The organism is Butyricicoccus sp. OF27-2pH9A (assembly GCF_027693185.1).
Lineage (GTDB): Bacteria > Bacillota > Clostridia > Oscillospirales > Butyricicoccaceae > Agathobaculum > Agathobaculum butyriciproducens.
This window is the reverse complement of the sequence record NZ_JAQEXK010000014.1, coordinates 34,988-50,162: the sequence shown is the minus strand read 5'-3', so window position 1 is coordinate 50,162 and position 15,175 is coordinate 34,988. Positions and strand designations below refer to the sequence as shown.

The 15,175-nt window shown below is 51.7% G+C and carries 16 protein-coding genes; 1 reads left to right on the top strand and 15 read right to left on the bottom strand.

The annotated features are described in order from the left end of the window. Positions 1-614: 614 nt before the first annotated feature. Positions 615-971 (bottom strand): TnpV protein, encoded by a 357-nt coding sequence (locus PG722_RS10915; protein WP_009003371.1) that lies wholly within the window; start codon positions 969-971, stop codon positions 615-617. Between PG722_RS10915 and PG722_RS10910 the strand changes: the two genes are divergently transcribed. Beyond that, positions 958-1,725, top strand: a complete 768-nt coding sequence (locus PG722_RS10910) for a hypothetical protein (RefSeq protein ID WP_243023057.1) — start codon at positions 958-960, stop codon at positions 1,723-1,725. The two genes, PG722_RS10915 and PG722_RS10910, sit on opposite strands and share 14 nt — an antisense overlap. A 96-nt stretch (positions 1,726-1,821) precedes the next feature. Here the strand turns inward: PG722_RS10910 and PG722_RS10905 are convergent, their stop codons facing one another. The 14 genes from PG722_RS10905 to PG722_RS10840 all read right to left on the bottom strand — a co-directional run bounded on the left by PG722_RS10905 (position 1,822) and on the right by PG722_RS10840 (position 15,166). Then, positions 1,822-2,037 carry a transposon-transfer assisting family protein gene (locus PG722_RS10905; RefSeq protein WP_270580543.1) on the bottom strand — a complete coding sequence of 72 codons (216 nt, stop codon included), beginning with the start codon at positions 2,035-2,037 and terminating at the stop codon, positions 1,822-1,824. Position 2,038: 1 nt separating this feature from the next. Continuing rightward, a complete protein-coding gene (locus tag PG722_RS10900; RefSeq protein WP_330674688.1) occupies positions 2,039-4,654 on the bottom strand; it encodes a YodL domain-containing protein in 2,616 nt (871 codons plus the stop codon). 101 nt (positions 4,655-4,755) lie between these two features. After that, positions 4,756-5,322 carry a CHC2 zinc finger domain-containing protein gene (locus PG722_RS10895; RefSeq protein ID WP_270580542.1) on the bottom strand — a complete coding sequence of 189 codons (567 nt, stop codon included), beginning with the start codon at positions 5,320-5,322 and terminating at the stop codon, positions 4,756-4,758. Positions 5,323-5,328: 6 nt separating this feature from the next. Further along, positions 5,329-5,607, bottom strand: a complete 279-nt coding sequence (locus PG722_RS10890) for a hypothetical protein (protein ID WP_004798047.1) — start codon at positions 5,605-5,607, stop codon at positions 5,329-5,331. Further along, entirely contained in the window at positions 5,604-7,706 is a 2,103-nt protein-coding gene (locus PG722_RS10885; protein ID WP_270580558.1) for a type IA DNA topoisomerase, read from the bottom strand. The genes PG722_RS10890 and PG722_RS10885 overlap by 4 nt, the downstream gene beginning before the upstream one ends. 3 nt (positions 7,707-7,709) lie before the next feature. Further along, positions 7,710-8,555, bottom strand: a complete 846-nt coding sequence (locus PG722_RS10880) for an IS3 family transposase (RefSeq protein WP_270580557.1) — start codon at positions 8,553-8,555, stop codon at positions 7,710-7,712. Continuing rightward, entirely contained in the window at positions 8,549-8,851 is a 303-nt protein-coding gene (locus tag PG722_RS10875) for a helix-turn-helix domain-containing protein (protein WP_330674687.1), read from the bottom strand. Before PG722_RS10875 ends, PG722_RS10880 begins: the two co-directional genes overlap by 7 nt. A 150-nt stretch (positions 8,852-9,001) precedes the next feature. Continuing rightward, positions 9,002-9,205 carry a hypothetical protein gene (locus tag PG722_RS10870; protein WP_009003368.1) on the bottom strand — a complete coding sequence of 68 codons (204 nt, stop codon included), beginning with the start codon at positions 9,203-9,205 and terminating at the stop codon, positions 9,002-9,004. After that, a complete protein-coding gene (locus PG722_RS10865; RefSeq protein ID WP_118374274.1) occupies positions 9,202-9,966 on the bottom strand; it encodes a DUF4366 domain-containing protein in 765 nt (254 codons plus the stop codon). Before PG722_RS10865 ends, PG722_RS10870 begins: the two co-directional genes overlap by 4 nt. After that, positions 9,956-10,213, bottom strand: a complete 258-nt coding sequence (locus PG722_RS10860; RefSeq protein WP_270580540.1) for a DUF4315 family protein — start codon at positions 10,211-10,213, stop codon at positions 9,956-9,958. The genes PG722_RS10865 and PG722_RS10860 overlap by 11 nt, the downstream gene beginning before the upstream one ends. Positions 10,214-10,242: 29 nt before the next feature. Continuing rightward, positions 10,243-11,979: a C40 family peptidase gene (locus PG722_RS10855; RefSeq protein ID WP_118734877.1), complete on the bottom strand. Its 1,737-nt coding sequence runs from the start codon at positions 11,977-11,979 to the stop codon at positions 10,243-10,245. Then, positions 11,972-12,352 (bottom strand): DUF3851 domain-containing protein, encoded by a 381-nt coding sequence (locus tag PG722_RS10850; RefSeq protein WP_432764161.1) that lies wholly within the window; start codon positions 12,350-12,352, stop codon positions 11,972-11,974. The genes PG722_RS10855 and PG722_RS10850 overlap by 8 nt, the downstream gene beginning before the upstream one ends. Further along, positions 12,352-14,754, bottom strand: a complete 2,403-nt coding sequence (locus PG722_RS10845) for a VirB4-like conjugal transfer ATPase, CD1110 family (RefSeq protein WP_270580539.1) — start codon at positions 14,752-14,754, stop codon at positions 12,352-12,354. The genes PG722_RS10850 and PG722_RS10845 overlap by 1 nt, the downstream gene beginning before the upstream one ends. After that, positions 14,711-15,166 (bottom strand): PrgI family protein, encoded by a 456-nt coding sequence (locus PG722_RS10840; RefSeq protein ID WP_117920647.1) that lies wholly within the window; start codon positions 15,164-15,166, stop codon positions 14,711-14,713. The genes PG722_RS10845 and PG722_RS10840 overlap by 44 nt, the downstream gene beginning before the upstream one ends. Between the last annotated feature and the right edge of the window lie 9 nt (positions 15,167-15,175).

Genomic DNA, 15,175 nt, shown 5'->3' with positions numbered 1-15,175 from the left:
GGCAGTCCAGAAGGCGGCGTATTCTTCCTTGAGGGTCTGGCGGAAAGCCGGTTCACTCAGCTGCTCCATCAGGCGGCGGGTCTCCTCCGGGAAATCATTGCCTTTGATCTCTGACAGGCAGGACAAATATCCGCCTTTTCTGGCGTCCTCACTGAGATCGTGATACAGATGCCAGAGCTTTTCCGAGAGGAGGGAGCGTTCATAGCTTGCCGCTTCTGCAAGCTCCACATTGGAGGCAAACTGACCACTTTCCAAAAGCTCCCCGATACGCTCTGCGGCACTCTCCCAGGAAATGACCTGGGCAGACCTGTCATAACGGACAGACTTCCCATGTGAAAGATGGATACCATCCTCGGCATACCATGCGCTCACACTGCCAAGGCCATTGCCGCCGTGGTACAGCGTTTTCAGTATCTCGGCAATCTCAGCGGTGGTTTTCTGCTTTTCAAAGGCTGCAACCACACGCTCCCTTTGACGATCTGTATTGCCGCCCAAACGCAGCACATGGTCGATGTCATTTTGGGTAAAAGAAAAAGCAGAGGATGTATGCGCTACATTCTCTGCTTCATCTATGGATTGGATCTGTTCCGCTTCGGAGAGGAACAGGTTTAGAGTCAGCTGTTGATAAGCTCCGCCATCAGGATCTCCTCGGCCTGAGCTTTGCAGGTGTTCATCAGCCCCACCCACTTCATGGGATCGCTGGCTTTCAGGTCCTCGGTGGCTCCCGCTTCCTTCGCCAGCTGGGGCATCATCTGCTCCAGTCTGCTCTGGGCGGTCTCGTCGATCTCCAGAAGGTGCGGGTACAGCTTCTCGCTCAGCAGCATCTGGTTGTAGAGGATGGGACGGTGTTCCTTCAGGTAGGTTTTCCTCATCCTTCCGTACTTGCCCAAGGGTTTCTCCGGCTGCTGGCTCAGCTTCAGGTCGGGAATCAGATAGTCTCCGTTCTGGATATAGGTCATGGGATTGTTCATCTTGTTTGCTCCTTTCTTGGTTGGCTTCGCGCTCTGCATTTCGGACGGTAACGCCGATCTGCCGCAGCACCTGCTGGTTGATCTGGCTGACCGCTGTTCCCAGCGCTCCGATGGTTGCCGGAGTATTGAAATCAAAGATCGCCATGAAATCTTCGTGGTCGAAGTAGCGTTCCGGCTCCAGTCCACAGCGGGACATCAAAGCGTAAGTGATACTGACGGTGGCTGCTGCCTTGAACTGTACTCCGATGTTAAACTCATCATATTCCTCCAAAAAGGAACCGTCAACGATATAGAAGAAGTCCTGCTGATGCTCCGTCCAGTATTCCTCAGCCAGTTTTCCGGCTACCTCGGTGAGCTGTCCGGCAAGGTCATCACCGGAAACATCATAGGTGCGCTCAAGCATGGCCTGCACCGAATCCAAATGGCTCTCCTCCAGCTGCCACAGCCAGGGAGTGCGGGAATGTTCACGGGTTCCGGTGTCGGAAATATCAAAAACATAGCGCAGGCGGGGCCTGTCCCCGGAATCGTCCACCAGAGCAATTCCCTTGGAGCCGCGCCTTACATACCGGCCCATCTTTTCATTCCACAAATCGTACTCTGCACAGGCGGTGGCGTCCGGACGCTGGGCGTAGATCATCAACTGCTCATGGAACGGGTACTTGTAAAGTCGGGAAGCAGTGGTGAGAAACCCTGCCCATTCCTGCCAGCTCCCCGTGAGCTGCGTTGTTACCTTCTCCGCCATCTGTGCATATAGTTCAGCTTTGGTTGGCATAGTGTTCTGTCCTCCTTTCAGTTTTGGGGTAAAAAGGTGGGGTGGCATATTGCCACCCCATCCCTGCGATTATAGTGTTTACTGGTCAAAATCCGGATACAACTCCAGCTCGGCAAGCTCGGCATCACTCATGGCCTGGAGCTTGCCCAGTGCGCTGTCTGTCAACTCCCGCAGCTCGGTTTCCTCCGGGGCCAGCTCGCCGCGCATCTCACGCAGGCTGTCGATCAGTCCGGTGCGGCTACCGGTATTGTAAATGCACATCAGGTTCATTTCCTCAAAAGTAAAGTTTCCCATATCAAATCTCCCTTTCCGCACTCTTTTTGGGCGCTGTCTTTTTGTGTTCTGCCTTGGGCTGGCTTTTCAGCTGCTCCATGACGGACTTTTTCTTTTCCCGTTCCTCCCGATGGGCAGCGGCAGCCAGATCCATCAGGGAAATGGGCTGACCGCTGCGGGCCTGCTGTTCCAGCTCTGCCACCGTAGGCTCTTTTGCGCCATTGTTGATGATACCGTCGATCATGCCGTAATCGTCCTCCACGGCCATCTCCGCATTTTTCAGCGGATTTTCCGGCAGGAATCCGGGGATCTGGGTAAAACCAACACTGTCACAGTAATGACAGGATACCTTACCGTCCTGCTTGATCGCAACGATGTCACTAACACTCATAGAAGGACTGTGAAAATCCGCCGGCTTTTGCAGATTAAACTGCTCATATAGTTTTTCTAGCTGCTCCGGTACCGTGCTAGACTCCCTCAGAGGAGCTGTGTAAATGAGGTCATAATTGCTGCGGTCTATGGAAATGTCATGTGACTTTAACCAATCCAGATTCATAAAGCGCACATTCTGCGGATCGTCACGGCTCACCTGATAGATGGCAAAGCAATCTCTGTTCTGGGATAGAAATGCCTGTTCGCGTTCCTGCTGATGTTCCTGACGCTCCATGACCTTTTCGTGGAACTGAGGGCTTTTCTCCCATTCCTCACGGTCCACGCCAAAAAGACCGCCATGATCCATGATTTCCTGCGGGTCAAACACCATGCTCTCCGTATTGTCCTCATGCAGCACATAGACGGTCAAACCGGCGGCATCCAGTTCCAGCGCCCGTTCTCTGGTAACAGGGAGCATCCCATCATAGGAGTAGCCGTATTCCTGCATATCTGGTGTGGAGACCTGCTCATCCGGCATGGGGTATTCATCCAGTGCCTGCTCCTGTGCTTCCGGCAGCTGGGAAGAAGCAGCCATCTGACTGGCCTCTGCCTGCATCTGCTGGTAGGCAGCTTCCTGCAAGGTCTCAATCATGGACAACGGTGCGTATTTTACCGAGTCTCTGCCCAAATCGTTGTCATCACAAATCTGGAGAACTGCCTTCATGCGGGAAATCTCCGGCATATCCAGCTGACCACCATCCAGCTCTTTCATGGACGCGGCATCGTAAAGGGTATAGTCCCAGCCGCTGTCACAGGATTGGATATGAAGATAGGTGGCATCGTCAATCAGAAACAAAGCCTCCTGCTGGTTGGCGTCCGCCCCCAGCACTTCCATTTCCGGCATTGCCGCAGCCAGTTCCTTTACCGCTTTTTGCACCAGAGGATTATCACGGTAATAGTCGATTGCCTGGATGCTGTCCAGGTCAATGGTCTGGCCGGTCAAAATCGGAAAAGGTCCTTCATAGTCGCTTCCGTCTTTCAGCTCAAAACCAATGCCCTTGATCCCGTTCATTCGTTCTGCCGGAATCTCCTGATAAATGCGGATTGCTTCCTCCAAAGACAGGTTATCGTGGTATTCTCCGAGGTTTGGAAATTCCATGCACTCTGCTACATAGTAGGTCAGATCGCCGGTCTGCTGTCTATCAGATACCTTAGCGGCATCTTCTGGCTGCTCTATCGGGGCGGGTTCCGGCTCTACCTTTGCATGAGGGTCGATTCCGCGCTCTTTGCAGATTTCCTTATAGTGGTGCTCAATGTCGGAGATCAAAGTGCCGGAGGTTTTGTTGATGGTCTCCAAACTGGCTCTCAGCTCTTTCAGCTCTTTGCCCTGGCTCCAGCTTGCAATATAGCCAAAGCTGTTTTCTCCTGTCTCGATGCCAAAATATTTGCAGACTGCATAGGAGATGCTTTCAGCCTCCACTTCTTCCGTGTGACGGTTTTTGATTGCCTGTTTTTCTGCGGTTGCATCTTCCTCAACTGCAAGACGCCATTCAAACTGATTTTCGTCCACATAACGCCAATCCATATCAGAAGCAAACTGTTCGGCTTCTTTTTCTGTGGCAAAATCCAACTTGAAATCATGCTTGGTTCCACCTTCACTCTCCTGCACAACCTTCCATGACGGTAGCATTTCATATTTTTTAGGGTCATGGAGCTTGCTGTGGGCAATCTCATGAACCGTGGCCGAAACCGTCTGCACCTCGCTCATGCCTTGGCGAATGGCAATTTTCTGATGATCGGCAGAAAAATAGCCGTCCGTATCAGCAGCCATTGCTTCAAAAGTAATCGGCACCGGTGCGCTGCGGCGCAGGGCCTCCATGAATGCCTCATAATTTGGCACATTGCCGGAAAGGGATGATGCAAGCTCCGGCAAAGGTTTCCCGTCGGTCTGACTCACATCAAAGACCTTGACCGGACGAAACATGGGAATCTCGATTTCTTTTTCCTCTGTGACGATCTTTCCGTCTTTATCCAGAATCGGAGCCTTGGTATCTGGGTCCAGCTTCTGCTCCTCGATTTTCTTCTTATACGGTGTGGGAGCGATGATGGTAATGCCATGCTCGCCCTTTTTTACATGACGCTCAAACTGGTCTTTCCACTTATTGTATCCGGCTACCAATGTGGCGTCCGGCTTCTGCATATAGATGAGCATGGTGTTGTTTACCGAATAGCGGTGGAAGCGGGACATGACGGACAGATAACGCATATACTTTTCGCTTTCAAACAGTTCTTTGATACCCTGCTCGATACCATCTGTGATTTCCCTTAGCCGTTCTCGATTGGTGGGTTTATTCTCAGCCATGATTTTCAATCTCCTTTCCAAGTGTGTGATTTCTGCTGTGTGTTCTGCAATCCATGCCTTTTTTCTTCTTCACTTTCATAAAGAAAAAGGTCCAGCAGGTACTCTACATAGGGTTTCTTCTGGATTGCTTCCACAAAGCGGGGGTGCGGTTCTTCCTCCGGTGTCCTGGGAGAACGGTCGGCTTCCCATTTTTTCAGCAGATAGTAGTAATCAGACAGTACACGATAGCAGCGCTGTCGATCTTCCCGAAACTTCTGTGCCTCGGTTTTTTGCCGGACATATCTCCTGCGGGGCGGGGCCTGACTATCATAGATCAGGCCAAAGTCCTGTGCCAGTTTCTCTGCCGCTTCTTTTGGGGAGAGGTTAAAGAGCTTTGCGGTAAAGTCGATCACATCCCCATCTGCACCACAGCCAAAGCAGTGGAACCGCTGGTCTACCTTCATGCTGGGGTTCTTATCATCGTGAAAGGGACAGCAGGCCATGCCAGTTCGACTGACTTTTATCCCGTAAAACTCTGCCGCTTCTCTGGTGCTGACCGACTGCTTGACCGCTTCAAATACATTCTCTGCCATGTGCCTTTAACTGCCGGACTTTTTCACAGGGGGCTGGTATCCGGCGGCTTTCGCACGCTCACTGGCAGCTTTGCGACGCTCGGCGCTGTATGGCTCCCGGACTGATACACACCGCTTAGGAACGGTAAAGTTATGGGCGTCCTTTCGGGTAATCTGGTCGGGGTGCTTTTTTGCCAGCAGTTCCAGCTTCTCCATCAGACGGGGATCGTGAGTGTAGACCTCAGCCATTGGTTCTGCCTGGTTATAGAGGAGAATGGTTTCCCGTTCCACTAAAGAGAGCTTCATCGGCTGCCTCCTTTCCGCCGGTCAAATTCCAGCTTGAAGTTGGCATACTGTCCATCGTCCTCCAAAACCACAGTGGCATCGTAGGTCTTGCCGGTTTTCTCCGAATATAACCCCGTCACACGGACACGGCCATCGTTCAGCAGCGCAGACACCACAGCCTTGGTCGGCTGTTTTTTCTTGGCAGCCCACCATTTGTTGTTTTTCCAGATTGCAAATTTGCAAGAATCATTCTGACAGAAGAAGCCTTTTTGCAGTTCTGCAACTTCACCGCCGCAGCGAGGGCATTTGCCCACCACCTCACGGGGCGGAGTGAACAGGTACTCAGTTCCCTTGATGACCTGATAAGTCCCCACCAGATCTTTCAGCATGGTGCTGATCCCGTCCAGAAACTCCTCTGGGGCAAGCTGCCCGCGCTCGATCTCGCCCAGGCGATACTCCCACTCGGCAGTCAGAAGCGGCGATTGCAGTTGTTCCGGCAGCACTGTGATCAGGGAAACTGCATCGTGGGAAGGGAGAAGCTGCACCGTTTTCCTGCTCTTTTTTCTTTCCAGAAAACCGGCAGATACCAGCTTTTCCAAAATACCGGCACGGGTGGCCGGTGTCCCCAGACCTTTTCGCTCGGCGTCCTCCGGCATATTCTCTTTTCCGGCAGTCTCCATTGCGGACAACAAGGTATCCTCCGTAAAGTGCTGAGGCGGACTGCTTTTGCCTTCTTTGACGATTGCCGCAGCAACCGAAAGGGTCTGTCCTTCGGTCAGATCCGGCAGAGCTTTCTCTGCGCTCTCTTTTTTCGGCTCTGCATCCTTCATTTTGGCACGGTAAGCGTCCTCCAGTGCTTTCCATCCGGGATGCTTCACCGTTTTTCCTTTTGTGGTAAACTCCCCACCGGCACACGCTGCAATCACAACAGTTTCCGAATAGATATGGGGCTGGGCTACGGCGCACATCAGACGCAGGGCCACCAACTCCAGCACCGCTTTTTCTCCCGCAGGAAGGGCAGAAAGGTCTGCATCCTTGAGATTTCTGGTAGGGATTACTGCGTGATGGTCGGTTACTTTCTTATCGTTGATTACCGTATGCGGATCACAGGTAATGGCGATTTCTTTGCAAAACGGCATGGCGTTGGCAACCAGGTTCACCAGCACCGGCAGGATGTCTGCCATATCACCGGTCAGATAGCGGCTGTCAGTACGGGGATAGGTGCAGAGCTTCTTTTCATACAGGCTTTGTAGATAGTCCAGGGTCTGCTGGGCTGTAAATCCAAGCAGGCGGTTGGCATCTCTTTGCAGGGTAGTCAGGTCATAGAGGGCAGGCGGCTTTTCGGACTTTTCCTTGCACTCCACCTTTTTGATTGTGACATTTGCACCCTGACAGGCTTCTTTCAGCTGCTCGGCAGCGGCCTTATTCGCCATGCGCTCCCCGGATACGGTAAGACCGGGCAGCTCCAGCTCCACGGTATAAAAGGGAATCGGCTTAAAGGTGTCGATCTCAGCTTCTCGCTGGACAATGAGCGCCAGTGTTGGGGACATCACGCGCCCGATGTTGAGGGTACGGTGATACAGCACGGAAAAAAGCCTTGTCGCATTGATCCCCACCAGCCAGTCGGCCTTGGCACGGCAGAGGGCAGCATCTCGAAGTCCGTCATAGTCCGCACCGGGGCGCAGGTTTGCAAAGCCTTCCCTTATGGCGGAGTCTTCCATCGAAGAAATCCAGAGCCTTTTCATCGGCTTCTTGCAACCTGCCAGCTCATAGACGCTACGGAAGATCATCTCGCCCTCGCGTCCGGCATCACAGGCATTTACCACTTCCGTCACATCCGGGGCATTCATCAGCTTTTTGAGAATATCAAACTGCTTTTTCTTATCTTTTCCTACCACCATCTGCCAATGTTCCGGCAGGATAGGCAGATCATCATATCGCCACTTGGCATACTTTGGGTCATAGCTGTCTGCATCCGCAAGACCGGCCAGGTGGCCCACGCACCAGCTGACACGCCAGCCGTCGCCCTCCAGATACCCGTCCTTACGGACGGTTGCGCCGATCACCGCCGCCAAACTGAAGTGACCCCAAAAAGTTAGACAATATTTTGAAGTAAAAATTGTTCAAGCAGCCGAAAGGGCTTGCTGTCTGTGAATTGCAGGCGGCAAGCCCTTTAGCTTTGCCTTGATTCTGCGGTTGTTGTAGTAATCCAGATATTCAACGAGTTCCTGTTTGAAGTGCTCCATGGACTGAAATTCTTGCAGATATAGCAGCTCACTTTTGAGCAGCCCAAAGAAATTTTCTATCACAGCATTGTCCAAACAGTTCCCCTTGCGGCTCATACTCTGCCGGATGCCTTTCTCTCGGAGCATCCGTTGATACTGTTTATGTTGGTACTGCCAGCCCTGATCAGAATGGAGAATGAGGTTTGTTCCGTCCGGAATTTTTGCAAATGCCTCGTTCAGCATGGTCGTCACCATGTTGAGCACAGGACGATCCGATATGGTATAGCTGACCAGATCGTTGCTGTGCAAATCGAGAATCGGGGACAGATAGAGCTTTTCTCCGAACAGGCTAAACTCCGTCACATCCGTGACCCATTTCTGATTCGGCTTTTCGGCATGAAAATCCCGATTTAACAAATTTGGTGCAACTTTGCCTACTTCTCCCTTGTAAGAACGATATTTTTTCATCCTGACACGACAAACTAAGCCCAGCTTCTTCATGAGCCGCTGGACAGTCTTGTGGTTCACAGAGAATTTACGCTTGCGAAGTTCTGCCGTGATCCGGCGATAGCCGTACCGGCCCCTGTTTTCGTGGTAAATTGCTGCGATTTCTTCTTTAACAGATGCATATTTGTCTTCTCTCTGCATCTGCTTCAAATGATAGTAGAAAGTTGCACGGGGCAGTTGAGCGATTGAGAGCAGTATACTGAGTGCGTGTTTTTGCCTTAGCTTTTGAACTACCAGCGTTTTTTGTGCTGGCGTCGCTCGTCTTCCAAAACCAAGGCTTGCAAATTTTTTAGGTAGTCTACCTCCGCACGCAGCCGCTGAACCTCTGCCAGCAGATCTTCCGTTACCTCCTTCGGCAGCCGCTTTGGCGGACGATCCTTACTGCTGCGGCCGCGCCGTTCAACGGCAAAGCCTTCCGGACCTTCCTCCAGGCAGATTCGCTCCCATGATTTGATCTGATCTCTGCTGTTTACATCAAATCGTCGGCAGGTTTCGCTGTAACTCAATTTCTCTTCCTGCATGGTTTCGATCACCAGCTTCTTGAATTCCGCTGTGTATCGTTTGTTCGGTACTCCCTTTGGCATAGCAAAACACCCCATTTGTTAGATAGTATACCATACTGTCTAACAAATGGGGTGCAGTTCAAACTCTGGGCAACTGATGGTTTTTCGGCAATTACCAATTTATGTTGAGCCATGATGGTTCCTCCTCTCTTTGAGCCATCGGGACATTTCCCGGTGACAGATACCTACGCAGGGTCTTCCATAATTCCCGCAACCATAGCAGGGGTGGCTGTGGGGTAAAGAAGGAGGACGGGAAGTTTCCTTCCCGCCCTCCGGCCTGCGTGTCATCATGCGTTCATAGGGACTGTCTGTGAAACGGGTCATTTCACACTGTCCTCATCATCTTCTTCTGTGCTGCCCCCGTCAGCGTCCGGCTCGTCCGACTCCTCATCCTCGGTTTCCCATTCCTCAGAATCTTCCTCTCCATAATCATAATCGTCCAGACTGTCATTGCCCTTGGTCTTAGGCTTGTTCTTAACGAGCTTCAAGTAGGCAAATACGCCACCGCCTCCCAGCAGAGCCAGCAAAAGGACCAGCGCAGCCGGGTTCAATCCGGCAGGCTTCTCTTTTTCCGGCTCCGATGTTTCTGCCGGAGGTTCCGGTGCTTTGCCCGTACATTTACTCTTATCAGTTGCGCAGACCGGGCAGGCCGTATTGACTGCCCCTGCTTCACATTTTGTTGAACAGCTGCATACCGCAGGCATCTCCTCTTTGGGTTTTCCATCTTCCATCAGCGCCGCAAGGTCTGCATCGTCCACCTGATTCAGAAAGTGAACAGCAGTCTCCTTGTCCTCATTCGCCCTATCAATCAGGATGTAAAAGTAATTTCCAGCTTTGGTCGTAACAGTAATAAGCTGCTTATTGCCTCCAAAATCATCCACCAATGCCGCATTCCCCTCCGGTGTAAGTGCCGGTGCCGGTTCTGTTTCTTCCACAATCACATTGCTGTCATTGGTAGAATCCTCTGCCGGTGCCGCCGGAGCCTGTTCTGACCCCTGTGCGAAAGCAGGGATCGTAAAGCCAAATGCCACAACCATTGTCAGGCAAAGGGCGGAAAGTGTTTTGCAAATTCTTTTATTCTTCATAAGCGGTAACCTCCTGATTATTTGATTCCGACAGTGCTGTATCTCTGCCGTGGTTCATTCCACCGGAAAGCATAGCGTTCAGCTGTGCTGGAGTCATGCGTAACGCACGAACCATCTGAACGATTTCCAGATTCTCTGCCTCGGTTTTCTGTGCTTCCAGCGCCTTGAGCTTTTCCTGATACTCTGCGATCTTCTCGCGGACCTTTGTAATCTCCTGGTCAATGCGCTCAATTTTGTTCTTTGCCATCGTCTATCACTCCTTCTTAAAAATCTCTGTTACCAGTTCATCAGGCCGTAGCCCTTAATGCTTTGATAATTCAGGTCATAACTTTTGATCTTGCAGGCATCGCCGGAATTTCCCTCCACGGTATAAACACGGCTGCCATCCGTACCGATCACGATACCTACATGGTCTGCTGTCCCATCCAAATCCCAGTCAAAGAAAATTGCATCTCCGGGAGCCAGATTGTTATAGCCTCTTGCGCCCCACTGTCCATGAGACTGGAACCACGGAACGCCCTGCCACTCACAGCCTGCAAAGCGCGGTTCATTTTTTCCTGCCTGGTTATAGCACCAGGATACGAAGCAGGCGCACCATTCCACACGGGAGTCAAAGCCGTACCAGCTCCAGTAGGGATAACCGCCCACATTGCCCACCTGACGCTTGGCCAGTTCCACTAGCTGAGGATTGCCGGGGCGAGTTCCATTTATGAACTGTACGCCGGTCAAGTCCTCAGAATTGCTCATGTCAGGGGAACCGCCGCCAAACAACAGCGGTTTATTGCCCATGGTCTGCCGGTAAACCTGATACATTTCCATCTGCTCCGGGGTCAGAAGCTCCGACGCCACAGCGGAAATGGGCTTGCTGGCGAGTTTCACATTCAAAATGTAATACTCATAGGGAACTTCTTCTGAGGTGGTCTCGCCGGTCTCCGGGTCGGTTGAGGTCTCCGTGCGGTAGCGAATCTCCACTTCCTCAGTAAGCGTCAGCTGATACTGTGCTGCAAACACACGCGCCAGCTCTGCCTGAGCGCTCTGCCGGGTGTAGCCTTGCAAGACGGCAGACAGAAATGCTGCCAGCTCATGAGGGTCATGGCCGATCATACCAAGGTCATAGCGATACTCGTCATACCCTGGGTGACTGCTTTCAATGTTGTCGATTTCCTCCTGCAACTGGGCTTCTCTGGCTGCATAATCTGCCTCCACTGCCAGCATTTCCGGGTCATCCGACGGATAGGTGGTGCCGGAGAGAACGGAACCGATGCTCTGCGCCATCATGGAACAGGAGGACATGGTATTCATCAGCATACAGGTAATGAGAAACAAAACCCCTGCCATCAGGAAACCCTTCTTGTGGCGCATGACGAATGCCCCTGCCTGCTGTACCTTTTCTTTTACCGTCCTTGCGGCTTTTCCGGTTTTGGATGCAGCCTGGGCGGTATTTCCGGCAGTCTGACCGGCGTGTTTGGCGGCGGCATACTGCTTTTTGATGGCCTGCTTTTGCTGCCAGCGGGAAAGAGGGTTGCTGGCAAACTGGGGATTTTCCTGCAAAGATTTCTGGTACAGAACATTTACATTTGCCTTTTCCAGTTGACGCTCTGCCTGGGCTGCTTTGCGGTACGGCTTCAGCTTGTGGCTGCGATAGCCCTCCCGCACCAGATAAGCGCCGGTCTCCACCGCTTCCTCGGACTTGTGGGCGCTTTCCACGCCCACATTGTCCTGCTCTGTTTCCCGGATCTCTTTGTGGAGCTTGCCTGCGACCAGATGGACGGGAGCTTCCCTGACTCCCTGAGAAACTTTGGAAGGTGGCTTTTTCTTGTCCTCAAAGGTCAGCTTCGAGGTCTTTTTTCCGGTATCCGGGTCAATGACCGTCTGCCTGACCTTTTTCTTTGGAATATTGGCCTGCGCCTTATCTGCTCTGGCCGCAGCTTTCTCCGCTTTACGGATTGGCTTTTCCAGTGCAGGGTCAGACCGTTCCTCATCAGTAAAGCGCAGGCGCGGTTCCTTATTCAAACCATTCTCCCAGCATGAGGGAGGACATCATGTAGTGCAGCTCTGCATAAATGGCCATTCCCACCGGATCGTTGAACATACAGCCGGACAGGTAGGCATAAAACTGTGCCACCACATCGGACAGGATCTTCGCTTCGGTTCCTTCCAGAACCAGACCACCCATACCTTCCTTAGCACGGATGGCACTCCAGACCTCTGCCAGACGGAGCAGCCCCACCTGACCGGTCTCATTCAGTTTGGCTGCCTGATCTGCCGCCGTGCGGCACTCACTTACCGCATCGGCCATGACTGTAAGCAGCTGGCTGCGCTGGGCATTTACCGCCCTGTCAAAAAACATCAGCGGATTTTTATTCAAAATGTTGGGGTTCATCATCATTCATCCTCCTTCTTTTTCAGTTCCTGGGGTTTGGTAGTCATAATGCGGTAAAGTTCGGTGTTCTTCGGGAAGTGATCTACAAACGGCAGGATCGTGGAGCCATAGAACAGCAGGCCCTCGCCCTCACCGGAGTGGGTCACATAGCTAAGCTGGTGCGTGGAAATCCCCAGTTGCTTGGCGAGGATCTGACGGTCTCCGCCTGCCTGGTTGAGCATATACACGAAGTCGGAATTTTCAAAGATATTTTCCACCTCGCGGCTGGAAAGCAGATCTTTGACGTTCTGCGTGATTCCGGTGGGGATGCCGCCCCATTTTCTGAATCGCTTCCAAATTTCTACCGTATAAGCAGCGGTCTGTTCCTCCTTCAAAAGCAGGTGCATCTCGTCGATGTAGTAGCGGGTAGACTTGTGAGCGGCACGGTTGATGGTAACGCGGTTCCACACCTGATCCTGTACCACCAGCATACCGATTTTTTTAAGCTGCTTGCCCAGTTCCTTGATGTCGTAGCAGACAATCCGGTTATCAATGTCCACATTGCTCTGATGATTGAACACATTCAAAGAACCCGTTACATAGATTTCCAATGCCGTTGCAATGTACTGAGCTTCTTTTTCTTCCTGCTCCCGCAACAGGTTATAAAGGTCCTCCAAAATCGGCATATTCTCCGGCTTCGGGTCATTGAGATATTCGTTGTAAACCAACCGTACACAACGGTCAATAATGGTTTTCTGCACCGGCTGCAAGCCCTCCTTACCGCCCACGATCAGCTCACACAAGCTGAGGATAAAGTCAGACTTGAGTGACAGCGGGCTTTCATCATCCGAATAGTCCAGATTCAGATCCATCGGATTGATATAGTTGGTTGAAGTAGGTGAGATCTTGATGACCTGCCCATGCAGACGCTCAACAAGAGGTGCGTACTCCGCTTCCGGGTCACAGATAATGACATCATCGCTGGTAAGCAAAAAGCAGTTGGCAATTTCTCGTTTTGCGCTGAAGGACTTACCGGAACCCGGCGTACCCAGAATCAGGCCGTTAGGGTTTTTCAGCAGCTTTCTGTCCACCATGATGAGGTTGTTGGACAGAGCATTGATGCCGTAGTACAGGGCTTCTTTCCCGTTCTGGAACAGTTCCTGCGTAGTAAAGGGCACAAAGATAGCTGTGGAACTGGTGGTCAGTCCTCGCTGGATCTCGATCTGATTGAGACCCAGAGGCAGACAACTCATCAGCCCTTCTTCCTGCTGGAAGTCCAGCCTGGTCAGCTGACAGTTATACTTCTGGGCAATAGAGCCTCCCTGAAAGATGTTGTTGCTAAGCTGACGGGGATTGTCCGCTGTGTTCAGCACCAGAAAGGTCAAAAGGAACATCCTCTCGTTGCGGCTCTGCAAATCCTGCAAGAGTTTTTTCGCTTCACTGCCGTAGGTAGCAAGGTCAGATGGAATGATGTCCATGTCGTATCCGGCACGGACTGCTTTTTTCTGTTCCTCGATCTTGCTGCGGTCCAGGTCGGTAATCTTTCGCTTTACCGTTTTGATGGCTTTCACCTGATCCACCGACTGAATGTGCATACTCACAATGAGCGAACTTTCCATATCCAGAAAATCAGCCAACAGACGGTCATTCAGCTCCGGTGCGAGAATCTGCAAAAAAGAAACAGCCCCGTATTTCTTGCCCATACGGAACTGCTTGCCGGTGCGGAACTCAAAGGAGCTTGGTGCAATAAAATCCTTTGTGGACAGACCGGAAGGAGCCAGCCAGTCCCATTCAAACTGAAACGGGAGTTGTTCATCCATGTGGAATACCGCATGAAGCTGAAAAAGCCTTTCTTTACCGTCCAGCGTTCTGGCAGCTACACCAAGACGCTTGAAGTTATTAAGTATATCTGTCTCAATACGCTCCAGACGGGGCTTGGCGGCTTTGATGCTGTCCGCGTCGATACCAAAGGTCAGATATTTGGTCTTGATGAGACCGTTGTTACCTCTGGCCAGCTGATTTTGCAGCATTGTGGTGTATTCCTCGCGGATACTGTCAAAGGCGTCCCTCTGGGGCGGGATGGAAATGGAGTTAGCAAAGGTCTCCTCCGATGCCGCAAGGTTCAAAAAAGACAGCTGGAAATGAATCGAGCTGTCAAAATAATTGAGGAAATCACACCACCCCTCAAAAATTGCCGTCTTATCTTCGTTTTGGGAGAGCTGATAGTTGATGTCCTGAAACTGGATGGTCTTTGTGTAGTGGCTGTCCGATACGCGGCAGATTCCGTCCGGCCACATCCATTCATAAGGGATACTGTCCTGCGCAGATTTTCCTTTTTTGTCCGTGCGGTTAGCGCGGGCAATGGCCGCTTCGATCTGCTTCTTATCGGCGCGAGACAGCTTTTTCTTTGTCTTTACCGGCTGCACAGTTTTTTCCTCGGTTTTTCCGAACATCCGATGCAGCCATTTTTTTATTGCGGTGAACAATGTCATACACCTCCTTATCGAGCATTTCCTGCCGCTTTAATACGGCATAAAAGTTGTTGGTCTGGTAAGGTCGCTGCTTGGGACGGATCACAGCTACTTTGAGAATGTTGCCCACGATCTTTTCCAGGGGCTGTCCATGCTTTTCGTACATAGCCAGCATAAAGAAGGGCAGCATAACCAGCATCATACACATAGCCGCTACACTGTTTCCGGTAGGTTTTCTGAGCAAAAAGAAAAGCGGTACGCCAATAAGCGCTCCGCCCGTAAAGCAGATAAGCTGCCTCTTGGTCAGATTGAACATGACCTTTGTTTTGACTTTTGTTAAGTCCTTGGGTACGGGTACATAAGCCAATGTGGAAAC